This window comes from Janthinobacterium algoris (assembly GCF_051380935.1).
Lineage (GTDB): Bacteria > Pseudomonadota > Gammaproteobacteria > Burkholderiales > Burkholderiaceae_D > Janthinobacterium.
In genome coordinates, this window is record NZ_JBNYXZ010000020.1 from 14264 (window position 1) to 37636 (window position 23373).

The window sequence follows — 23373 nt, forward strand, 5'->3', positions numbered from 1 at the left end:
CCCAGGCTAGCCATCCGGGCCATCCGCGGTACCTCCCGGGTACCTTACGCCGGCAATATTTTGAAGGAATTCAACGTTGTTCTACTTGAACACCTAATAAAATCAAAGACTTAGTATATCAGGAGGGTTGGATGAAAGTTCCAGAGGAATTCTGGCAGCGCAATTTAGATGCAGTTGTCAGTTTCGACGTGGATTATTCCCGTTTCAGTAATTCGAAGGCCCTAGCCAAAAAATACGAGCAAATCAGTGCGGTGCTGAAGAAAGCTGCCAATGGAGAGTATCCTAAGCTTAGCGAGAGTAATCGTTACTTGCTGGTGTTGTCCCTTGAGAATGCGATCTCCCATCGATTTGAGGGCGCCGGGCAGTTCAATATATCGGAAGAGCATCAGTGTGCAGCGCAGGGAACAGCCCTGGCACTCGCGAAGCACGATGGGCCACGTGGCGAGAATCCATTTTGGGATGCAGAAGTTTTGGGGCCAGCATATTTCAAAGCGCAACAGGAACTCATCGTAGCCGCTAAACAATAAGCTCGTCATCGGGGGGAAAACGGTTTCGACACAGCCATCGGCGCTCGCTCGAGATGGGCGCCGACGTCAGTGTCGGAACGATAGAAGTAGCACCTTGGCGCCGTCAGCAGAAAGAGCGTAGTTCATCAAACCGATTCTAGAGAATTAAGTGGAGAGCGCGAATTACAACGTAGCACGCAATCGCTACTGGTCAACGCCAAGAACTGAGGCCAATCGCAGCACGATACAAGGTTGTTCTACTAGAACACCCAATAAAATCAAAGACTTACTATTTCATATTCACTCAGGCAAGCAGAATTGGTCGACGCATGATGTTTGAAATTTACCAAACATCTAAGTAACCGTTGGGATAAAAAGCCGGCTCAATGAAAGTTGCGACTGCGTGTATCCAGATCCCCTAACAGATGGGTAAGATCCACCAGCCGTTTCGCCACCAAGTGCCTGACATTATTCGCACACTGCCATTGGCCATACACACCCAGAAGACGCGCGCTCATCACTTCCCGACGCTGCTGCTCCAAAAGGCTCGGCCAGACGATGACGTTCACGTTTCCTGTCTCGTCTTCAATCGTCAAGAACACGACGCCCTTCGCAGTCTCCGGGCGCTGCCGCACGGTTACCAAGCCGCAGCCACGCGCGAGACGCGCATCGTTATACAAATTCAGAATTTCCGCAGGCATAAATCGCATCGCGTGCAGCCGCTCGCGTAATAGCGCAAGCGGATGACGGCCCAGCGTCAACCCCATATGGGTAAGCGTAAAGCCTGCGCCGTCTTGAGCCTGGCGTTGATTTGCTAGATGATGGCATCACCCCGCTGGGAAGCGGCGTGTTGTTTAAGCCGAAGGGAGCTGCGAGGCGCAGTTCCAAGGCAGGAAGTCGTCGACCTGATTGACCGGATGATCGGCGATGTTGGTCAGCACATGGCGCAGCCACGCTTCGGGGTCAACACCGTTGAGCTTGGCCGTGCCGATCAGCGAGTAGATCGCGGCGGCACGCTCGCCGCCGCTGTCGGCACCTGCGAACAGGTAATTGCGGCGGCCGATGGCGACACCGCGCAACGCCCGCTCGGCGGCCGAGTTGTCGATCTCAATGATGCCGTCGTCGCAGTAACGCAGCAACGCCGGCCATAGGTTCAGCGCGTACTGGATTGCCGACGCCGTGTCCGACTTGCGCGACAGTTTTTCGAGTGTGGCGCGCAGCCAATGGTATAAGTCATCGAGCAAAGGGCGCGCTCTTGATTGGCGAACCAGCTGTCGTTCGTGCGGTGGTTTGCCACGAATCTCGGCTTCGATCACATACAGTTCGGCGATGCGGCGCAACGCCTCGGTCGTGATGGCAGATGGCCTGGCCGCGTGCAGGTCGTAGAATTTTCGCCGTGCGTGCGCCCAGCATGCCGCCTCCTGGATGGTGCCGTCGACGTACAGCGCATTGAAGCCGGCATAGGCGTCAGCCTGCAGCACGCCGCTGAAGCTGGCCAGGTGGGTTTGCGGATGGATGCCCTTGCGATCCGGCGTGTAGGCGAACCAGACCGCAGCCGGTGTCGTGTCGCCCGACGCGCTATCGTCACGCACGTACGTCCACAGCCGCGCTGTTTTCGTCTTGCCATTGCCGGGCGCCAGGACCGGAATCGGGGTGTCGTCGGCGTGCAGCTTGGCGCCAGCGAGCACATGGCGCCGGATCGCCTCGACCAGCGGGCGCAGCAGCGCGCTGGCCGCCCCGACCCAGTTCGCCAGCAGCGCACGTTCCAGTTCGACACCTTCGCGGGCATAGATGACAGACTGCCGGTACAGCGGCAGATGGTCGGCGAACTTGGCCACCAGGATATGGGCCAGCAGCCCCGGTCCGGCAATGCCGCGCGCGATCGGCCGGCTTGGCGCCGGTGCCTGCACGATGGCGTCGCAGCACTTGCACGCCAACTTCGGACGTACATGACGGATCACGCGGAAGCTGGCCGGCACGAACTCCAGTTGCTCGGCGACGTCCTCACCCAACTTGCGCAGCCCGCCACCGCACGCCGGGCAAGCCTCGGCCTGCGGTTGATACACGCGCTCGTCGCGCGCCAGGTGCTCCGGCAGCGGTTTGCGCGCCGACTTGGTGCGCGGTGCCTTGTCTGCCGGCGGCCGCTCGCGCTCGGCCTCACCCTCGGTCGCTTGCAGGTCTTCCAATTGTAGTTCCAGCTGTTCGATCTGGTGATCCAGCTTCTCGGATTTGCGACCGAACTGCATGCGACGCAGCTTGGCAATCATCAGCTTCAGATGCTCGATCTCGACCTCGGTCGTCGTCAGTTGCGCGCGCAGTCCTGACACCAGCTCGTCGTGCGCGGCGATGACGGTGTCGCGCTCACGCAGCGTCTGCTCGGCCGCCAGCAGCAACGCCTTCAGGGCATCAATGTCGTTGGGCAGATCGGCTGAATTGAGCATGGGCCAAGTTTACGCGAGGGCGCCGACGTTTACAAGCCCGACGATGGTTGCCAGGTGCGTACCGGCTGGCGCCAGTCGATGCCTTCGAGCAGCATCGACATTTGGGCCTGCGTCAGCGTGACCGTGCCGCTGCTGGCCTGCGGCCAGATGAAACGGCCCCGCTCAAGCCGCTTGGCCAGCAGGCAGAGGCCGTCGCCAGTCCACCATAGCAGTTTGATGATGTCGCCGCGCCGGCCACGAAATACAAACATATGGCCGTTGAATGGATCGGCCTGCAGCGTCGTCTCTATCTTGGCCGCCAGGCCGTTGAAGCCGCAGCGCATGTCGGTGATGCCAGCGACGATCCAGATCCGGGTGTGGGCCGGCAGGCCGATCATGGCAGCAGCCGCTGCAACACCAGGTGCAGCACGGCAGTGTCAACGGCGCCTTCCAGCCGCAGCCGCGCTTTGCCAACGGTCAGTTCGATGATGCCGCCGCACGCTGGCGCCTGCTCGGCCACGGGCTGTGCCATGACCGGCGCCACCACCGTCACCGGCAGCAGTGTGCAGACATTATTGCCAGATTCCTGCTGGCCTTCTCCGAACAGTTTACGCCAAGCGAATACCTGATTGGCGTTGAGGTTGTGCTGGCGGGCGATGCGCGAAACGGATGCGTCCGGCAGCAGCGACTGGGTGACGACGGCCCGCTTGAATTCATCGGAGTGGCGCCGGTAGCTGCCACGTTTTGAGGGTCTTGCGACTGCTTGAATTATTGTGTCCATAATCGAGTTTGTGGACACAATCGATTTGTGTCTCAACCTCAAATCATGCTGGCAGGAGTAGTCGAGGTAAAGACGGCGCTGGCTTTACGCTTACCCATATGGCGGTAATCCGCCACCAGCTCCTGCCCTTCAGTGGCCGGCGCAATCATCAACTCTTCCTCAACGATGTGGGCCTCCCGCAATAGCCCCCGGTCAGGAACGCTCCCCGCCGCATTCCATATCGCCTGGCGCCGATTGCCGCTAATCTCCAACAGCGCATTTGCACTGGCCAGCAGCTTCAGTTGCGCCGCATCGAGCGCCGCACGTACGCCCAAATCATGCAGATCCTTGAACGGTCGCACAGCCCTCGCCTCTTCAATCCGCCAGGCGGCTTCACGCTCCATACCTCGAATCAGGTTGAGCCCCAGGCGTACCGCAGGTTGGGCGCCAGTTGAAGCCTCCAGCGTGGCCTCCCATCTGCTGATATTGATATCCACGCCAAGCACCTCGACGCCATGACGTACGGCGTCCTGTACCAATTGCGATGGACTGTAGAAACCCATCGGCTGGCTGTTCAGCAGCGCCGCCAGAAACGCGGCCGGCTCATGGCGTTTCATCCAGCTCGACGCGTAGGCGAGCAGGGCAAAACTGGCTGCGTGCGACTCAGGAAAACCATACTCGGCAAATCCCCGGATCTGGCCAATGATGCCGTTAGCGAAATCGTCGCTGTAGCCGCGCGCCGCCATGCCGGTTTTGAGCTTCTCCTCGAACTGCTCCAGGCCCCCTTTCCGCTTCCATGCGGCCATGGCACGGCGCAGCTGATCTGCCTCCCCGGCCGTGAAACCGGCAGCGACCATCGCGATCTGCATCACTTGTTCCTGAAAGATCGGGATACCCAGTGTGCGCGACAACACCGCCTCCATTTCCGGACTGGGGTAAGACACGGGATCGGTCCCCTCGCGCCGGCGCAGGTAGGGATGGATCATCCCCCCTTGAATCGGGCCTGGGCGGATAATGGCAACCTCGATCACCAGGTCGTAAAACACCTTAGGCTTCAGCCGCGGCAGCATCGACATCTGGGCACGGCTCTCGATCTGAAACACGCCGACTGTGTCGGCCTGGCAGATCATCTCGTACGTCGCCGCATCCTCTTTCGGAATGTCTGCCAACTCGAACCGCTCGCCGCGCCTGGCTGATACCAGATCCAACGTGCGACGCATTGCACTTAACATACCGAGCGCCAAGATATCGATCTTTAACAAGCCAACCGCATCCAGATCATCCTTATCCCATTGCACGATGGTACGGTTCTCCATACTGGCATTTTCCACCGGCACTAGACGCGACAGCTTGCTGTGCGAAATGACGAAACCGCCAGGATGCTGCGACATGTGACGCGGAAAGCGCATCATGTGCTCAGCCAGGAAAGCCCACTTCTGGGCGACGTCGGATTCAGGATCCAGTCCGCAGCTGTGCATGCGCTCCGCCAGTTCGGCCCGCCCTCCCCATCCGTGGTTGGCTTTGGCCACCTTGTCGACTATGGACAGGTCAACGCCGAGCGCGGTACCGACATCACGCAACACGCTCCTCGGGCGATAGCTGATGACAACGGCCGTGAGTGCTGCTCGGGTGCGGCCATACTTTTGATAGATATACTGGATCACCTCCTCGCGACGCTGGTGTTCGAAGTCCACGTCGATGTCGGGAGGTTCATTGCGTTCCTTGGAAATAAATCGCTCGAACAACAGGGTGCCACGTGATGGATCAACCTCGGTCACGCCCAGGCAGTAGCACACGGCACTGTTGGCCGCCGAACCGCGGCCCTGGCACAGAATCTTGTTCGCCCGGGCGAAGCGCACGATATCGTAGACCGTGAGAAAATAGCTTTCGTAGGACATCTCAGCAATCAATTCGAGCTCCCGCTCAATGAGTGACTGGACGTTGGCCGGCACGCCGGCAGGATACCGCCAGTGCGCACCAAGGTAGGCTTGCTGCCGCAAATACCCGCTTGGCGTCATCCCCTCAGGCACAATCTCCACCGGGTACTCGTAACGCAACTCGTCCAGGGAAAATGTACACAGATTTGCGACGCGGATCGTCTCGTCGAGCACGGCTCGCGAATAAAGGTTTCCCAGCCTAACCCTTGAGCGAAGATGCTGCTCGGCGTTCGACGCCAACCGATAGCCACAGCGTGCGACGGGCACGCCATGCCGGATCGCTGTCATGGTGTCCTGCAGGGGCTTGGCGGAACGTACATGCATCACAACGTCGCCGGTGGCCACCACGGGCAAGTCGAACTGGGCGCCCACGGCAGTGACGATATCCTTGTGCTCCTGGTCACGCGATCGGAAGTGCAAGGTCAGCGCGATCCGCGCACGACCGGCCGCACACTGCAACAGCCAGGCCCCCTGCCGTTCGATGACTTCGAGCCCCGCGCCATAACGTGGCAGCAGTATCAGCTGACAATCGGGCATACCACGCAACGCCGCCAGGTCAGGCGGCGGCGACGCGATATCGCGAGGCCGCACAAGATACTCTCCCTTTTTCGCGCGCCGGCGCGCAACGGTGATCAGCTCGCACAAGTTGCCATAGCCGTTCCTGTTCATGGCCAGGATCAGCAGAGAGAAGGGCGGTGTACCATCCTCCGGCGTCACCAGCATCTGGCTTCCGATCAGCAATTTAAGGCCGGCCTCTTTAGCGGCGAGATGTGCCTTTACCACACCGGCCACCGTGCATTCGTCGGTGATCGCCAGAGCGTGATAGCCAAGACCAGCGGCGCGCTGCACCAGCTGCTCGGGAGCAGACGAGCCGTGCAAAAACGTAAAATGACTCACGCATTGCAATTCTGCGTAGGAGGGGAGGGCGATCGCCATGGCGCACATCCGTCAGGCGTAAAGCCCATGGAGAAACCAGCGACTATCCGCGGTGCGTTCAAGGTAAATCCAGTAACACGTCGCATCGGTACCTTGCGCAACATAGTAGTCGCGCGCGACCGACTTCGCATCCCACCAGCCGGCCTCAAGTCGCTCAGGTCCGCGTATCAACCTGAGAGGGCTCAAATAAAATGGCCGCTCGTCACGCGTCAGCAGCTGTATCGGCTTGGGCAGCACAAAACACGGACGATCCAATACCAATTCATCTTCGGTGAAAGAAGTCATTTTTGCCGTGGCCGGCCCCCAGCTGTTGCACTGCTCGGGCCGATGGTCAGGAGACAGCACGGGCACCAAAACGTTTTCCGCACCTAGTCTGGCGGACAACAGTTCCAACAGGCGAGTGAAATCAGCCGGCGAGCCGCCGGGCTCTGGAAATAGCTGATCGGTTAGCGGCTGTCTCGGTTCCAGCTGCACCACTTCCAGTCGTAGTCCAATGACCGGCGCGCTCAATTCTGTCTTGGCCAAGCGCTCCCTCAACAACCGCAACAAATGAGTCTCTTTCCACGCCGGCTCGGCCAACGTAATTTCGACAGGCGTCGGCGGCACCGCAGAACGGCCGCGCTCGTGCTCCAGCTGCAGTCTGAAAGTGATAACGGCCAGCTGGCGTGCAGCAAGCCAGCCTGTGAGCTGCAAGATCAAGGTCGTGACGCCATGCAGCAACGCTTCCGCATGCTCGATTCGATCGAAGGTTTCGATATGCGCGGAGAATTGCGCCGGCACCAATATCCAACGATGCATTTCTTCGATATCACCATACGCACGATCTAGGGCATGCAATAACTGTTTGCTCGTCCGCCGTAGCAGTCCAGTCCGCGGCAACTTCCGCACATCGCTCAGCGTACTAGCGCCAATACCATCGAACCAGGTAAGGAATGGTGCGGCGGATGGAACAAGTGAACAGGGTAACCCGTCGAGACGGAAAGCCAGAGTCGCGGATTGCAGGCACCTTCTACGCGGAGAATGACGTCCACTCTTTACGTGAGCAAGCAGCCAGGCACCTTCCGCCGTCGGCGCCGCACCCAACTGCCCGGTAAATCCGAGGCGACGGATGCTATCGCGTACCCGCCGACACAATGAAAGCGGACCACCAAACAACGCAAGACTCGCACCGACATCAAGCAACAGGCTGAAATCATCGGTAAACGCAACCTCGGGCGTGAACTGCAGCATCGCCATCGCAATGGAATCGAGCGCACGCGATTCCTTTTCTGTATCGCGATCCAAAATGATCGCACCAGGTGCAATAGTCTCCACGCCGCCAGACCGCATGCCAATTCGCACGCCGGCATCGACCGCCTCTGTCGAAGCGACCAACACTTTTCCACCATCCACAACCACATCGAAGCCTGCCTCAGACCAAGACGGGCGGAGCGTTTCGAGCGGTAACAGCGGCAGGTATAAAGTTAACAGCAGGGGCGTTTTCATGATGCACGGGGTGACGGCCAGTAGGCATATCAGCAAGCGGAATAAATAAGGTTTTATCGGAAACAGGACCACGTCGCTTTAGGACCTCAACGTGGACACCGCCCATCGCTGGTCGAACTCCCAGCCGAAGAGACGCAGGCGAGGCTTCACTTGCGCACGCCATCGGACGAATCAGCCAGAACCATGTTTCTCCACCCTGGGCCGCCAAATTCAAGCGCCGAAGGGAATCGGAGCGGATATGGTTCTGCCAAAACACTACGGCACCACAACTACCATTTTTTAGTATTTGTTCCGTCGTCCACAAAGCGTCTCCAGTACTGGGGGCCCGAACCCATATCAATCGGTCAACATCAATGCCCCATATCTTGAACGCAAGCGAATACGGAATATAAGGAGGCTGAACCAACACAATTCTTTGCTTATTCGATAACTTAGCAAGCAATGGCTTAAGCAGCTGCAACTCTCCAATACCCGATTGCTGAACAAGCAACTCAATAAGCGACGAGCGCGGCCAACCAGTACCAGGCAATTCTTCATCCAACAACGAATATCCGGACGAACAACTGACGTCGTGTGACACCGCCAGCTCACTTGCACGCCAGACGTGCGAAATCACCAGGGGATCAGTGACCTCCGCAGAGAATTCAGAGCAAACTTGAGAACAGAGCAAAGCCATGAGAAAACACAATCGTTATTAACATAATACTGTATGGATGTACAGTGTATGCGTGATTGTTTAATTCTGCAAGAGCCGGCTTCAGCCAAAAAACACCGCTGAACAAAAAAACTCCGAAGGCTGCCTTCGCGCGCGGGCATCCCCGCTTGCTTGCGCCCCGACGAAACCCCCGTCGCCACACCCGGCTAACTTAGAAACCCATAAATTCAACATCCTAAAACCCCAACACAAACAGTACGCAACCGGCTACTTGCTGTGACCACCACCAACCCAAATCTCACGATACTGAGGAAATCATCCGTCCTCGGCCTGCTGCCCACTTTCCGGAACTACAGCAGTCTGACCGCCCCCCCCATCAATACGCACAAGCGGAACAAGTTGCAAAAAAGCAACCCCCACTGCAGGTACCTGATGTGTAGCAAACTTAACATCCGCCGGAGCTGCGACGGCGGTCTGTGTACCTGGGGTTTTCAGAGACTGGCGGGCTTGCTCAACGAGTGTTTTATAGGTGGCCACCGTCTGCCGGGTCACGCCGGCGATGCGTCCGATCGCGATCTGGGTGAGACTCTCTCCGCGTTGTAGCAACAACCTGCAGGCGGCACGGATCCTGTCCGCAGTACTCTTCTGCCGTTCGCTGTGGGTGCGTTCTGCAGCCAGGCTTTGGCGTGCCGGAAGCGGCAGGTCCGGGTCAAGCTGCATGATGCCGCGCTTGCACCGGCCGCTGCCCGTGTAATTGCTCCACGTCCAGCGCGCGATCGAGCGAATCGTTGCCCTCAGCGACGATACTGGCAGGTCCTGGGCAAAACCTTGCTGCGTGAATCTATTCAAGTCGTGGGCTTTGGCATCGAGCCAGCGCACGAAACTGTCGTAGTTCCCACTCTGACGCTCGCGGTTGACGATGGCGTATGCGTAGTGACGCAAATACTCGAACAACAGGCAATGGCGAGAGTGTGCAATGTCGTCTACCTTGACTCTCTTGGCCCAAGGGGCAGCCACGGCCAGGTCGACGTAGTCGGCCAGGGCGCCCAGTTCGTACACGGAGTTATGTAGTTCTTCGGTCGACCACCATGGATGTCCTGGCGTCTTGGCCACCGGCCCTGAGTGAAAATTGGGATCTGCGCGCAGCGCTATCGAAAATGCCGCATAGACTGCCTTCATGAAGGCGATAGGCTTGTCGCGCGCGGCCTCGGTCGTGCACACCGGAGTAATCGCATAATAAAGGTGGCTATTGCCGGAGACGCGATTGCGTACGATCAAATTTGGCGCCGGCAGGCCCGCATCTTCCCAGACCATGGAATTTGCATGGTCGAGGTCAAAGATCAGCCAGCTGACAAGGCCTGGCCGATTGATTTGCATGTACGGATAGCGTACCGCGTACTCGCGCGGGCGAGTGCGGGTGGCTGTTTTGTTGTCGCTGCAGCGCGGAATATAGGGCGCCTCTTGCAGCACCCGGTGCAGGGCGGTACCGTGCTTGAAGTATCGAACATCGGGCTCGGCGACGCTATTCACCACTTGCTCCCAGGGGGCGGCAAGACGGTGCCAGCATGTAGCGCAAGCACGGTACAACGCTCAAATTTTTGGGCGAGCAGGTACTCACCTCGGCCATGATTCTTCATGGGAGCTCCAGTTGCCAAGTGACAGGCGTAAAAAATCCCTTGCACTGAGTTGAGCACCGAACTAGAATCACGGCTGAAGAGTACGTGATTCATGTTTTGGCACTGCCAGAGCATTAGCAGAGGCCCGGTTCCCGCCGGGCCTTTTGCTTTTTAGGGCATCAAATTGTTAGCGTTTCAGATTAGCTCGTCATCGCAGTCCTTATATTTCGTTGATCGACCGGTTATTTCTTGTTGCCATCGGCCAAGGCTTGTAACGCCTTGGTAATTTCGTTCATCGCCAGTTCGGCATCCGCATCGCTGGTAAATTCAAGACGCAGCACTTTTTTGGCCTGATGGACCTTGCAGTAAGTTGCACGTCCCGAACGCACGGTCACCGGTGCCGGCGCTACGCGCGGTGTAACCGCACGCCGGGTTGACCTAGTCGCCATCGCCACTGCCTCGGACTGGGAGGAAGTGCCGCTGATGATCGATTCAATCGCTGCCATGACCCCTTCCGTATGGCCTTTGGCATGGAGCGCAGCCAACTCGGCGGCCGCATTGCGGCCAAGCTTATCCTGCTGTGCATCGAGCAGCGGTATCGCCGCAGTCGGCAGTTCGCCGAACACCATCAGGTTGGAAACAGTAGTTCGAGGCACGCCAGCATGCTTTGCGACATCGGCAATGGTCAGCGTTTGATCTTCGTCCAGCAGTTTTTTGAAGCCTACATACTTGGCATAATCCGACAGAGTGTTGTGAAGCAAGTTCGCATAGAAAGCATCACGGTCAGCGTGTTCATCGTCCGACAGATCCAGCACGGCAGGGATGGTTGAACGGCCACGGTCGACATAAAAATCAAACCGGTTATGTCCGGAAACCACCTCATACCAGCCGTCCGGGGCAGGGCGCAGCGTCACGGGCGTAACCAACTTGTTGCTATCGAGGTTGGCGTATAGTGCTTCCCTTTCCGCATTGGTCAGCTGTCGTTGGCGCCCAGGAATCTTGCGGATGCGGGCCACTGGCGCCTCGAAGGGCACACCCGCGCTGCGGGCCGCCTCGTCAAGCGCGGCTTTAAGCGACTCGACTTCGGCCTGGCTTGCTTCCTGCAGTTGCGCAAGACGCACGCGAAGCTCAGCGGACTCGGCGTCAGAGCCGCCATCAGCCTGCTTGGCCAGCGCCTCGTCGAGCTGTCGCTGTAGTTCTTCAATCTTTGCCTGGTACTTCAGTGCATCAAGGCGGAAAGCGCCCAGCTGGCCGGGCATAGTTACATTGCGCTGGTTGGCGATCGGCGTCGGAGGATTTTCGCTGACATTGCGTTCCAGGTTGGCTGTCTGGCCAAGCAGTCGCTGCGCCAACTTGTTGACGCGTGGTGGGCGCTTGTCGTCTTTGGTACTCATGCTACTTCCTTCATTTCGCGGTGCGCCCAGCAAGTTTGCAGGGACACGTCGAGTTCCGCCACGACGGCATTGAACGCCTCAATCGCACGGTTATACGTGCGCTGGCTGCCGTCATAGCTCTCGAGATCGTAAATAGTCTTGAATTCCGCGTAAGCGTTTTTCACCAGATCGGTCTCCGGAATCTCGGCCGTTCCTAGCAGTTCCGGATAAGTTTGCTTGATCCACGTTTTGACAATATCGGTCATGGACACTGACGACTTCACCTTCGACAACACGATCTTGATGAACTCGAATTCCTTGTCGATATCCTTGCCTTCCCGCATCGAGTTGAACAACTCGGAAAACTGCCTGAAGAATTGCGTCGACGACGCGTAGTCCAGCGTTTCCGGGGGCAGGGGGATGATCATGCCGTCGGCAGCCATGAAGCTGGCCAGCGCCAGATACGATAATGTAGGAGGCGTGTCGATAATGATCACGTCATATTTTTCGCGCAACGGCTGCATGGCCTTGTTCAAGACGTCCCAAAACTGAAAATTCGGATCGCCGGCTTGCTTGTTCGGCAAGTAATAGTCGGCGCCAAACAGATCCGGCGACGATGGAATCAAATCAATACCGTCCCAGTAGCTCGGCAGTGCAGCATAGAGAAGATCTTCCTTGTCACCATAGACGACCGGCATGACCGTCATATCCTCGCTCACCTCCGCATCCGGCACAAAACCCATCAAGGTGGTGGTTGAAGCCTGCGGATCCAGATCGACTAGGCAAACGCTATGCCCCATCAAAGTCAACCCCTGCGCCACCGCAACCGTGGTGGTGGTCTTGCCTACACCGCCCTTGAAGTTGCCACAACAGACAACCAGGCCCAAGGTGCCGGCCGGACGCCGCTTGTGCGGGCCGATCTGCTGCACGATGGCGCGCGCCTCGGCCAGGGTGAACATGCGACTACGGCCGTTACCCTTCAACTGACCGGGTGGTATGATGCCCTTGCTACAAAAATGATTGAGCTTCGTGCGCTCGATGTGGCACATTTGAGCCAGCCGCGTGCCAGATATCATGGGGGACGTTTTCCGTGGCCATGGCGCCAACAAATCGTCACGCAGCTGCAGCAGGGTCGCCTCCGCGCGATCAGCGATGCGGATCAACCCGTCGATATCGACGACGTTTCGTGCAGGCAGAATTCGTTTGGCGGACATGCGCTTACCTCGGTGATTGGTGGTTTTTGGCATTGTCGCCGCTTTTTGCAAAAAAACACAGAAAGCGATGACGCGACCGGATATTAACGTTTACAGTCAAAAACGTATATAACTTTCCTTGGTTTACAAGCAAAATATTGCACAGCTGTCGAAATTGCCCAAATATTCACCAAAATCGGACTCAAATAGTTTCATTTAAAGCAATAAAAAGAGGGAAGACGGCTCGTACGAGGCGCCTTCCACTTAACATCAATCCAACGCATCCCTCAGGATGTCGACTTTTTGGAGCAGAAACCGAATCACATCTGCCGAAGTCCGATCGAACGCTTCGACGTTTTCCCGTACCCATGCCTCACGTTCGGACATCTCGCCCTGCAGTGAATGCCACTGCTCGATGCCGTCGACAGTTTCGGTACCTTTCGCCGAATTCTGCCGTTGCGCCCGGTCCCCTAGCCACCGGGTAAGGCTCTCGGGCAACCGCACTGCATGGATTGCGCGGGTCAAGGCCACATACAGGAGGTTGATTTCCTCCGGATCGTATTGCTTTTCCGGTGGCAGCTCGATAAAGTCGTCTTGCATATACACTTGCTCGAACTCCAAACCTTTTGCACGATGAGCTGTCGTCAAAGTGACGTCCGCCTTCTCTTGCAGACTGACCTGCGATGCTTTCATGGCTTCGTAGATGCGTGGAATCTGGCGCTGGTATTGCTCGACGGTTTTCACCAACGCCGCAATCTCCAGGTCCCCGGCCTCCACCCCGTATCGCTGGAAATCGGCGAAACAATTGAACCTGCCGATGCTTGGACTTATGATCCGCGACCGTTCGTCAGCCCATAGGAAATAGGCATCGAGAACTTTCCCGAAGACATAACTGTCGAACCCACCAATGAAATGCAACTTCACGTCGTTGTCCAGTACCAGCTCCGCCGCACTGCTAAACAAGCCAGCGTTTGTTCTGCCGATGATCGTAAATGGTTGCGACCGATTGATGGACCAGGCATTACTCATATCCGCGCGGCCCACAATGGTTTTTTCTTCTCCCTTAAAGTCAGCGAGCAGCGCACTTGCGATACCCGCGATCTGCTCACTGAATCGGAACGACTGTGTCAATGCAACGCGGGCTTTGGCCTGCACCTTTTCCATCGCGTTGACCGCACGACGAAAGCCATAAATTCCTTGGTGCCGGTCACCCACCAATACTTTCTGGCAGTCCTGTCGCATCACCACGTCCAGGGTTACCGGATTGGTATCCTGAGCTTCATCGAGCAAGATAATGTCGAATGCCAAGTTTGGAAGTTCGAGCGCCCATATCTTCAGATACCCGTCATGTGGCATCTTTATCGGTGAACGCTTATCCTTCATCGCAGCAAACACTCTGTCGGCGAGTTGCACGATACCGGCCGCGCCGGCAGGATCACCCTGCAGCTCCACATCCAGGTGTTCCTCGGAGACCAAAGGATCCGCCGAGCAAAACCAGTTGGCCAAGGTCTGCAATGCATCCTTGGCCCTTTTGGTATTGCACTGGAAAGTCTGGGCAATTTCCCAAGCCTTGGGACTGCCAAGCTTTTCCTGATAACGTTTCCCCACCCGGGTGTATGCCAGGGAGTGGGTGGTTCGGCACTGCACATTTTCCGGAAACCGCGCGCAAGCCTCCGAAGCGACCGATTTGTTAAAGGCGATGTACAGGATTCGTTTATTTGGCCTGCATTTTGAATACTCAACAAGAGTAGTGGTCTTGCCCGTGCCGGCAAATGCATCGACAGCAAGCAACACGCTTTCGTTTTCCACCACGGATATTTGTTCATGGGTCATCGATGACATAGCATTCTCCTAAAGGTAAAAAATTGGCCGGGAGAACGCAGTCCCGGATGGGAAGGCGTTCTTCCCGGCCGGGTACATACGTCAGCTACAAACTTATTAAAAACAGTGCGCAAATGATTAACTCCACGCAAAAATGCGCTGGAAAATCATTGAACAAGGAAGGTCAAAAGAGGCTCACATACCAAAAGATGCCGGTACAGGCCATGCAAGGCGTAGAAGATTTCCTACGCGGGGATTACGTCGGCGACTAGCCGAAGTAAAGTTTAAAGAGAACCGGAAGCTGCAAGCTGATCAGGAAACCCACCATTGCCTTGAGCAAAGTCGTATCGCTACGAAGCTTCTCCAGCTCGGTTGTCATTTTCAGATACGAGGTTTCGATCTTCTGCAATAGTGACGATTCAAGTCTCATCATATCTTCCGGAAATGCGACAGATCTGGACAGAACTTCGGCCATGACCTTTGCGTGAACAGCAGCTTGTGGAGCGGGTACACCCGCTTCTTGAAGACGCTCGGAATACCCTAACGAATCAAATTGAAAGCTCGACATAAAAGCTCCTTTGGTCAGCAAAACTCCCGGAGCGTCGCCCTTAGGGCTGGCCTAAGGAGCGGTGATTGTGGACATGTACCCCGAGCAAAAAGCTGCGCTAGTTTCAGGGGTTGACTAGCTTGCGCCGAATCGAAATTCAGCGTACCTCGAAAGTCAGTGTAGTCGCAGTGGCCAGAATCGTCCACTACAATGACATGCCGCGCTTAGAAAATCCAACAGGCAACATTGGGTCGGACCTGTACACGCTACCGACAAATCCCGATCTACTCGGCTTTAGGAAAACGAATAGTATTCGCCATCCTTTTGGTGTCTTCAAGCAGCGTAGTAGTCAGTGTGGGAAAGCGGTTAAACAAAAGCGCTTCTGCCAGTTCAATTCGACAGGCGGAGCGCTGCCAGTGCTTCACCCGCAAGTGCAATGGCACCTGGCCCCGCTCATGTTCGTGGGCGGTTTCAGGACCAGGTATCCACACGCCGGTCGGGTACTGCAGGCCGCGCATTTTATGAGCACGGCCGCCGACTTGCAGATATCTGGTGTACTTGCGGAGCTGGTCCATTGACATTCTCATCTCTGCCGCCAAGTCTGTACCCGTGATCTGACCCGCCGCCACGATCAAATTCTCGACGCGTTTTGCGACGTGAGGGCGGACGTCCTCTTTTCTCTCGCGCTGTACAGCACGTTTTTTCGAACCGCAGCTGGCATCTGGCGCGACGGCCGCACCATGAAAATCATTTGTGATTATTTTCATCATAACCTCCTGCAAAAGTAATCTGGCTATCGCGTCAACCATGTTTCTGGATGGACGAGCTCCCAGCCGAGCTGACGCCGAATTTCGCTCTGCGATGGCGGCGGCAACGAAGAACACCGCCGATCCTCCATCCAGCGCCGTACCTGCTCCTTCGTCGGCCGCATCACTGAAACCGGAAGCCGACTTGAAAACGTATCCATATCGTTAATCTCCTTTCATCACAAAAAAATCGAAACACCATGACAGATTTCGCGTCGAGATAACTTCTTGACGCTGCCGCAGAAAAGTCGTTGGTGGATTGCCCTGCCACATGCAGCTAACTTAGCGTGAGGTGGGCATCAGGTCCTTGAAAAAAATGTCATGCAAGGAACTGTTATGCGCTTGCGATCAACGCGAGCATCTGGTAGCGAACGGATTAAATAAATTACCTTCGACTGAATCGTACGCAGTAATAAAAGTGAGGGGGCGCTTGGCGCAAAGCGCCAAGACCGTGCCGGGAAGATGAGTGACGAAAGTAGCCATGTGCTTTCCTGGAAGAGACGAATGCCTCTTCCAGGAACCCATCTGGGACTGATGCAGTTTGAAATTTGCCTTCTCCGCAGCGGCCAGTGCCAATGAAGATCTGGCGGTGATCGTCATTTTGCGACGGTGCTTCTCGGGTCACCCGGATGCGAAGGCCAAGGGTGGCGACAGGTTTGCGCTAGAGAAATTCTAGCAGCAAAGGCTACAGCTCTGGGGGCGGCTGCTGCCCAGTTTTCAGCTTCCAGCGGAACCCGCGGCTTTCGAATAGCGAGCGTGTGGCCGCTTGCGCCGCCGCAATTCGAAAGCCGCGTGGACGTACTGATTGCTCTTGGCTGGATTAAAGGAGTGGGAACTGTGACTCGACCCTGACTTTAATGCGAAAGCAGCCAGTTCCAGACTGGCTGCAGATGGGACTTTGCTTCGAGACTCCAAACTCGGAGCTCACGATCCATGCCGTCAACTTGCGGGATTGGCCGGACCGGATCGCTCATTGCACAAAGACTCCAGGTCCGAAGACCGTACGCGTTCCAGGAGTTGACGCGTTGCAAAGACCCAGTTTTTGATACGTCAAAAACTGGAAAACACGTGGTGAAATCGGTGCCATTCTTTCCATAGCGGACTCTCCTCAAGTATGCAATGGAAAGAATCCCCTCGTATTGAGGGGATTCGGATCAGACCATAAAAATCGAGCTGCTAAGGTTCTGCATACTCTCCATTTGAAACTACACGCGACCACGGGAACTGCTGCGGAACGCTGGTTCCGGAACGTTGCGTGAATCCCTGGCTAACTGCCTTGCCACCCCGCCTATGCGTGAAGGGAATGGCCTAACACTACCGGCTGGCCCGTCCGGCATGGCGCCGTCCAGCGGATTATGTTGCTCATCCGCTTGGCCATCGTCATCGCGCCTATCAACGTCGCCAGCGTCCTGTCCACCATGCACGCCGGCGGACAAATCATCGGTACGCTCTTCGCGATCGCGTTGAAATACCACGACGTCATCGATTGCAATATGGGTAATGAGGAGAAGGCGCCCTTTGATGACGGCGGCCGCTTCCTGCTCACCAGTTTTACGACCATGCTCCTTGATATCGCGAATGTACGTATGCGCATAGATGTCGCCAACGGTGAAGGCGACGAATATCTTACGATCAGCGTCGCAATCCGCCATCAGATCAGAAACGAGATCGATCGCTTCTTGTCCACTTACACGCAGATCCAAGTAACTGTAGTGCGGATCAGCGATTTTTCCATGTAACGCGTTGATGGCGCACGCCAGAAACTGCTCTGCTTTGCGGCCGCTACCTTTGGGAGCTACCCAACGGATCCGGTTCATATAGCCGCAGCCTTTAGTGTGCAAATCAAAGTATCCTGAGGGCTCAGGAGCTTTTTCCTGCTCGGATTGACGCGCCGAACCAGTAGTTTTCGAAGAATTGTTGCGGCTGTTATTGGTCATCATGATGATCTCCAGTCAAAAAAAAGCGAAAGGAAGACCATCCGAGCCCCAGGGGATCGAGAAGAGGTCTTCCCGATCGGGGTGGTAGAAGCGCTACAGAGACTCTGATCCTGGCATGCTCGGCCAGGACGTGTGGGTTGCAAGAGTTTGACCCACCGCAGTTGCTCAGGTGCGAGCAAATTCAATATCAACAATAGGACGACCTGACGACGGTGTCAACCAGATTTTATGCTCGTCGTGCCGACTGCCACCCGCCGCTATTTAGGGAAGACAGATTGTTTACTTCACTGCTTGATAGCGAACGCTCGTCAGCGACTTTGACCTCGCTGTTCCCCAGTTCCAGCACAAAGGAACGAATCTTCTCCGCAGCGTTAGAGGCTCGAAAAATGGCCTGTGAATCGTCGCGAATTACCTTGATCCAGCTACCAACATAGGCGGCATGCTGACTCGGATCATGGCCCAACGCGAGCTCGTCACCAAGCATCATGCTCGCGATTTCCGCACACAGTTCTTCATATGCATATTCCGGGCTACCAAATGAATGAAAAAGATCACGGCTGAGCCTGGACGTGTGCCCAGACCAGTGCCCCAGTTCATGTAACGCCGTGGCGTAATACTCCACGGCGGAATTGAACTGGCGGCGCGCCGGCAGGTGTATTACATCATCGACAACAGCATAGAATGCTCTATCACGCTGGTCATGCTTGACGGTAGCACCAGAGAGCTGCAGTATCCGATCGGCCCTCTCGATTGGATCAAATTCAAGCTGAGCTGGCTGCAGGGGATCTAACCCGCTTACCTGTTCAGCGTTGAAAATCGTTGTAAAGTACATTTTAGGCTTCCGCCCGGCCGGCTGCGGACTATCGGATGCAACACAATCATCCGAATCTTCGGGCGCGGCAACCTCCGAAAAGATCCACCGCCGAATTGCTGTCCCACGCTCGTGTCTTCTAACGCGCGCTCCTTTAAAATTCGCCTGATTGAGCGTCATCCACCGGGGATCTTCAAATGGCTGGGCCATGAGGTTCAAGGAATTGATACCTTTGTATCTTCGCCCGGAAGCAATGTTGTACGGTGCTGTGCCGCGCGAAGATGGTGCCCAAGGCTTTTGCCATGGAGCCGCGCCTTGCTCCAGGAGGGTGGTCAATTTCTTCGCGACGTCATCGCAATAGTTGGATCCTTTTTTCATGTTGAACTCCAAAAAAATGGCCACAAGAAGTGGCCAGATTGAACAAAGGAAGCACGAAACCACTCATCCGCCAGGATGGGCAGCATTGTGCAAATAGGAATGGAAGGCTAAGAGCGGAATGCTCTCGAGATTGAGGGAAACTCCCGTGCGCTGGGCACGTGCAAGGAAGCGGGAGCAACTTGCACTTGGTGATCTGAAAAGATCATCATGTAACGATGTTAGGCTTATCTAAAGTACATGTCAATCTGCCTCTCAATCGTCTTGTAGCAGCAAGCCGACTTCGGTGAACCACGAGACGATGTGATTGTCGATGCAGCTTCTTTGGCGGACGACACTGTCATGTGGCGTTCGTTAAACGGGACATGATACGGACGACCAAGCAATGGCCGCCCATGACCATGACGTGGAGCGCCTTTGTCACACCAAAAAAAAGTTTCTGTAACCGGCTACAGTGCTGTATAAAGTGAACGTAAAATTTCTCAAAACCAACATAAAGGACGTAATGGGAATCATATTTAAACTGTTCTTGGCATACGACAATCGGTACGGCATGATGCCACGCCTCATCAAAACCTTGCGTGCATCAGGCATTCCGGAAGACTTGAAAGCGGCAGATGCGCTCCAGGCGACGCTGGACGAGCGCAAACGCAACCCGCCTAAGAGCCTCAACGATATGACGAGCAAGGCACTGGCCAAGGCACAACAGGTGAGCCGAGATATGCGCGTGGAAGGCCGCCACGGCGAAGCTGAACAGTTCTCCAAGGTCATCGACTACACTGAAAAGAACATGATGTCCAAGCAGAAGCCGAAACGGCCACGCTAAAAGGAAGTACCCATACCAGCGAGACTGTGAATCGAGTTCCCTGTCGGATCAGGCGCCCAACTAGCTACCACTGAGCGATTGCTGCTGAGCTGCGAAGACTTGGTCAAGTTGGGCGAAATCAGGTTGAGTTTTTCATTCCATACCGCCAGTCCGGCCAGCTTATCCAGTTGATGAATCACTGGGGACTTGAATACCTGTTAGAAGGTCATGCAGCACTCATTGCACATTATCGACTCCTACTATTAATCCGACTCAAATATAAGCTGTGCAGGGCATTCTTCCTAAAAGTTAATCATGCGCAAGTATGGGAATAGCTGCGGGGTAGTCGCCACGCGCATGGACGTCCTACTGCAAATCCCATTGCAGTCTGAAACCAAGAAAGACGATTGGTATACGTCACCGCAACAGCACCAAAAGCACGAGTAGCACAATGACAACTCTAACCTGTGTCTTGCCGACATAAACAGGGGGCCGCTTTCCTGATGCATATCCGCGATATGCGCCGACAAACGTGTAAGCCACCCATAGAAAGAGTACGGCTCCGAACAGCAACCTGAACAATTGAGCGAATTCAGCCATGGAGTAGCCACTGCCAGCAGCGAACGCAGCATCCGGGTTCGAGAAGGACGGCGGCGTTGGAAATATCGGTGACGACGGCGATCCTGCGCCAGGGGTCGTTGGCAGTGGAAATGAGCCAGCGGAACCGGTAGGGTTCGCAGCGAGCACCTCCGCAAACGACGGCGCCACTGTAGCGAGCGCAAAGCCCCCGAATTGTGCGATGTACTGCGTCACGGGCACATTATTGCCGTCCCGGGGTATAACGGCTCCGCCACTGTCGAGATACTGCTTGAGGGAACCTATTCCGACCAGGTGGGCACCTGCGATCAAACCCGAGGCAGTGATCTGGGTGCCATTGAGCGTTCTACCAATGTATTGGGACAAACCAAAATAATTGATGTAACCCTGAAGTTTCCCATAGTAATCCGTGATTGCCTTGACCTGCAGGTCGGGATTGGCCAGGAACGTGTTCAGCGACGTCACACCATTTTTACCTGTGAATGTCCCTTTCCAGCTGTTGACCGCGCTACCGTTCGATCGATAGTAGCCGGCGTCTGTCATCGCCAAGGTGCCTATTTGGAATAGACCAGCATAGCCTTGGCTATTAACAATACCAGGATTGAGGCTGGACTCACGTTGTGCAATTGCTTTTAGAAAGTCAGCGAAGCCCGTGGCAGCCATGGCCAAGCCGATCATTCCAAATATTAGCCAGCTTACTACGCCGGAGCGCCAAGTTGTACGCCCAAGGTTGAAACCTGGCTTCAATGGGAGTCGCATGATTAATCTCCCCAATCCAGGTTTTGTGCACAGATAACGGCTGGCGCAATCTCGTCCGCCATGATCTCCTCCGCGGCACCTGGAATCACAGGATGCCCCAACTCGACTCCCCCTCCGCCCAGATAGATGCTCGCCCCCCAGGTGCTAGACCGTGCCGCGAAGCCGATGTATGCCCGCTCAGCGTCGCAGGCTGTCAGGTTGCAACGGGTGAGCACGAGAACCGTTGAGTTCGCCTTCTTATATAGGCGCAAGGTGCTCTTTGACAGGTCCATGCGCGAAAACCAAGGCGGCAGCTGCGCGGCACGGCGCAGGATCTCGGCCGTCAATCGAAGATCGACATGCGAATCGGCCACCACCAGCGTGCCCGCAGAGGGACAAGCGCCGGTGGCATCCAATGGCCTGGCAATGCCGTTCAGCGCGCACAGCGCAAAAGGCAAGGCGAGCAGGAAGCGGCTTACCAATTTCATCATGGCCTCCATTCAACGCGCCGCCGCGCCTAATTGATCGATCATCTTCACCAGCTGGCCAGGTGGCAACGCGCCGACAATTCGACGTCCATCGGACAAGACAATGGTGGGCGTGCCGGCAATCTTGAGCCGAGCGGCGAGCTCAATCACTTCGTCAAGCGCCGATGCATCGCATGCGTTGTCCACAGGAGGATGTCGACCGGCCATCGCGGCTTCCCAGGCCTTGGCACGGTCAGCTTGGCACCATATCGATCGCACGAGCGGCAACGCTCCTGGGGAAGCGATCGGCAACGGGAATGTATACACCGTCAAATCTGGCAGCTGCAAAAGGAACTTGTGTACCACCTTGCATGCGGGACATGTGGGGTCTTCGAAGATTGCGATGGCGCGTTTGCCCGAGCCTTGGGTCCGCTTCAGCGCAAGTTGAAAGGGCAGGGCGCCGAAATCCACACTACTCAGTGCATCGATCCTCTTCTGAGTGAGATCTTCCTTGGTTACCAGATCCATCAACCGGCCGTCCAAAATCACGAAGCGTCCTTGGGTATCGGTATAGAAAATATCCGAGCCGGCGACCACTTCGTACAGTCCAGCGATCGGTGCTGGGGTGATTCTATCGATCACAACGCCCATGTTCGTGTGGCGCTCAATCGCCGCTTTCATTAGACCGGTGTCTGGTGTCACGGGGCCAGCAGATTCGGCACCCGCCAAACCGTGGAGCAAGCTCAAGCTTAATGCGAGCGATGGTATAAAAGATCGCAGCATAGATCCTCCTATGTGATGATTGTCTGATCTGTATCAGTCGATTTCTCTTACGCCTTTTTGCACACGGCACTGCTCCACATGTGCCCGGATAAGATCGGCTACCTTTGCTGGCGCGGGGATCGCGTTTAACACGACACGAGGCGTCGATCGATCCGATGTCAGCAAAACGATCTGGCCGCGTCCCAATAGCCGCTGGCCAAAAGGCTGATGAACGGCGATATCCTTGACCCGATACAACTCAAGTTCGTCCACCTGGACCGTCAGTACACCGGAACGCTCCCTGAGACGTTGAGTGGTTAGCGTGTAGGTATGGCAGGCAGTCCGCATCATTCGCCATGCCGTCCACAGTACTGGCACCAGCAGCCAGAACCCGACCAGCGAAAGGAACATCCACCAGGCGTTGACTATCTGGCCTTCAGTTGCTTTCCAGATAGGAGTGCTTTCCGGAAGCGCCTTTGCGGCGCTGGCAAAGGGTGGTTCGGTTACAACAGCTTCTGACTGGTCGTCCATGTTGGCTCCATGTGAGTTGTAAGCCTCAGCTTTACATCCTCTAGGGAAGATGTATGCTTGAAAGCGAGGGAGGTACATCGTGATGAAAACGAAGAAGATTTCTCGACTGCTATTTTGGTGCGCGGGTTTTTTGGTGTTTGCATTGGTTTGGGCTGGCAGGATTCTGATCGAGCTACTAGCGCTTTGCGCGGGAGGCATCGAAGAGCGCTCCCCAAGGGATGCGCGTGAGAGCCGCTACTCGTGGGACAACGATGGCTACAGCTGGGAAGGTCGTCCCGACGAAATGAAGTAGCGT

20 protein-coding genes and 1 pseudogene are annotated in these 23373 nt (G+C 56.1%); 2 read left to right on the forward strand and 19 right to left on the reverse strand.

Translation table 11 applies throughout. The features are described from left to right. Nucleotides 1-131 precede the first annotated feature (131 nt). On the forward strand, nt 132-527 hold the full coding sequence (locus ACQ4W7_RS24025) for a hypothetical protein (RefSeq protein WP_436533812.1): 396 nt from the start codon (nt 132-134) through the stop codon (nt 525-527). 362 nt (nt 528-889) lie between these two features. On the opposite strand, the pseudogene ACQ4W7_RS24030 reads toward ACQ4W7_RS24025, so the two are convergent. The 15 genes and pseudogenes from ACQ4W7_RS24030 to ACQ4W7_RS24100 all read right to left on the reverse strand — a co-directional run. After that, nucleotides 890-1273 (reverse strand): annotated as a pseudogene (locus tag ACQ4W7_RS24030) (OB-fold nucleic acid binding domain-containing protein); the annotation flags it as partial. Nucleotides 1274-1360: 87 nt separating this feature from the next. After that, nucleotides 1361-2947: an IS66 family transposase gene (tnpC, locus tag ACQ4W7_RS24035; protein WP_436533814.1), complete on the reverse strand. Its 1587-nt coding sequence runs from the start codon at nt 2945-2947 to the stop codon at nt 1361-1363. A 29-nt stretch (nt 2948-2976) separates the two neighbouring features. Next, nucleotides 2977-3324: an IS66 family insertion sequence element accessory protein TnpB gene (gene tnpB / locus ACQ4W7_RS24040; RefSeq protein ID WP_436533816.1), complete on the reverse strand. Its 348-nt coding sequence runs from the start codon at nt 3322-3324 to the stop codon at nt 2977-2979. Further along, nucleotides 3321-3707: an IS66-like element accessory protein TnpA gene (tnpA, locus tag ACQ4W7_RS24045; RefSeq protein ID WP_436533818.1), complete on the reverse strand. Its 387-nt coding sequence runs from the start codon at nt 3705-3707 to the stop codon at nt 3321-3323. The genes tnpB and tnpA overlap by 4 nt, the downstream gene beginning before the upstream one ends. Nucleotides 3708-3745: 38 nt before the next feature. Beyond that, a complete protein-coding gene (locus ACQ4W7_RS24050) occupies nt 3746-6568 on the reverse strand; it encodes an error-prone DNA polymerase (RefSeq protein WP_436533820.1) in 2823 nt (940 codons plus the stop codon). Between the two features lie 3 nt (nt 6569-6571). Then, nucleotides 6572-8044, reverse strand: coding sequence for a Y-family DNA polymerase (locus tag ACQ4W7_RS24055; protein ID WP_436533822.1), 1473 nt, complete (start codon nt 8042-8044; stop codon nt 6572-6574). After that, entirely contained in the window at nt 7971-8720 is a 750-nt protein-coding gene (gene imuA, locus ACQ4W7_RS24060) for a translesion DNA synthesis-associated protein ImuA (protein WP_436533824.1), read from the reverse strand. The genes ACQ4W7_RS24055 and imuA overlap by 74 nt, the downstream gene beginning before the upstream one ends. A 294-nt stretch (nt 8721-9014) precedes the next feature. Then, nucleotides 9015-10229: a replication initiation protein gene (locus ACQ4W7_RS24065; RefSeq protein WP_436533826.1), complete on the reverse strand. Its 1215-nt coding sequence runs from the start codon at nt 10227-10229 to the stop codon at nt 9015-9017. 328 nt (nt 10230-10557) lie between these two features. Next, nucleotides 10558-11709 (reverse strand): ParB/RepB/Spo0J family partition protein, encoded by a 1152-nt coding sequence (locus ACQ4W7_RS24070; protein WP_436533828.1) that lies wholly within the window; start codon nt 11707-11709, stop codon nt 10558-10560. Next, on the reverse strand, nt 11706-12902 hold the full coding sequence (locus ACQ4W7_RS24075; protein ID WP_436533830.1) for a ParA family protein: 1197 nt from the start codon (nt 12900-12902) through the stop codon (nt 11706-11708). The genes ACQ4W7_RS24070 and ACQ4W7_RS24075 overlap by 4 nt, the downstream gene beginning before the upstream one ends. Before the next feature lie 249 nt (nt 12903-13151). After that, nucleotides 13152-14723, reverse strand: a complete 1572-nt coding sequence (locus ACQ4W7_RS24080) for a UvrD-helicase domain-containing protein (protein ID WP_436533832.1) — start codon at nt 14721-14723, stop codon at nt 13152-13154. Between the two features lie 247 nt (nt 14724-14970). Next, entirely contained in the window at nt 14971-15270 is a 300-nt protein-coding gene (locus ACQ4W7_RS24085) for a hypothetical protein (RefSeq protein ID WP_436533834.1), read from the reverse strand. A 263-nt stretch (nt 15271-15533) separates the two neighbouring features. Continuing rightward, nucleotides 15534-16019, reverse strand: a complete 486-nt coding sequence (locus ACQ4W7_RS24090; RefSeq protein WP_436533836.1) for a hypothetical protein — start codon at nt 16017-16019, stop codon at nt 15534-15536. Nucleotides 16020-17260: 1241 nt separating this feature from the next. Continuing rightward, nucleotides 17261-17995 (reverse strand): DUF3577 domain-containing protein, encoded by a 735-nt coding sequence (locus ACQ4W7_RS24095; RefSeq protein WP_436533838.1) that lies wholly within the window; start codon nt 17993-17995, stop codon nt 17261-17263. A gap of 223 nt (nt 17996-18218) precedes the next feature. Next, a complete protein-coding gene (locus ACQ4W7_RS24100) occupies nt 18219-19181 on the reverse strand; it encodes an ArdC family protein (RefSeq protein ID WP_436533840.1) in 963 nt (320 codons plus the stop codon). A gap of 502 nt (nt 19182-19683) precedes the next feature. On the opposite strand from ACQ4W7_RS24100, the gene ACQ4W7_RS24105 reads away from it, so the two are divergent. Next, complete coding sequence (locus tag ACQ4W7_RS24105; RefSeq protein ID WP_436533842.1) at nt 19684-20004, forward strand: hypothetical protein; 321 nt, start codon at nt 19684-19686, stop codon at nt 20002-20004. 396 nt (nt 20005-20400) lie between these two features. Here the strand turns inward: ACQ4W7_RS24105 and ACQ4W7_RS24110 are convergent, their stop codons facing one another. From ACQ4W7_RS24110 to ACQ4W7_RS24125, 4 genes are read right to left on the reverse strand one after another with little or no spacing between them, the layout of a single operon-like run. Further along, nucleotides 20401-21339 (reverse strand): DUF3262 family protein, encoded by a 939-nt coding sequence (locus ACQ4W7_RS24110; RefSeq protein ID WP_436533844.1) that lies wholly within the window; start codon nt 21337-21339, stop codon nt 20401-20403. Nucleotides 21340-21341: 2 nt separating this feature from the next. Next, nucleotides 21342-21809, reverse strand: a complete 468-nt coding sequence (locus tag ACQ4W7_RS24115) for a hypothetical protein (protein WP_436533846.1) — start codon at nt 21807-21809, stop codon at nt 21342-21344. 9 nt (nt 21810-21818) lie between these two features. After that, nucleotides 21819-22568: a DsbC family protein gene (locus tag ACQ4W7_RS24120; protein ID WP_436533848.1), complete on the reverse strand. Its 750-nt coding sequence runs from the start codon at nt 22566-22568 to the stop codon at nt 21819-21821. A 33-nt stretch (nt 22569-22601) separates the two neighbouring features. Further along, nucleotides 22602-23078: a PH domain-containing protein gene (locus tag ACQ4W7_RS24125; RefSeq protein WP_436533850.1), complete on the reverse strand. Its 477-nt coding sequence runs from the start codon at nt 23076-23078 to the stop codon at nt 22602-22604. Between the last annotated feature and the right edge of the window lie 295 nt (nt 23079-23373).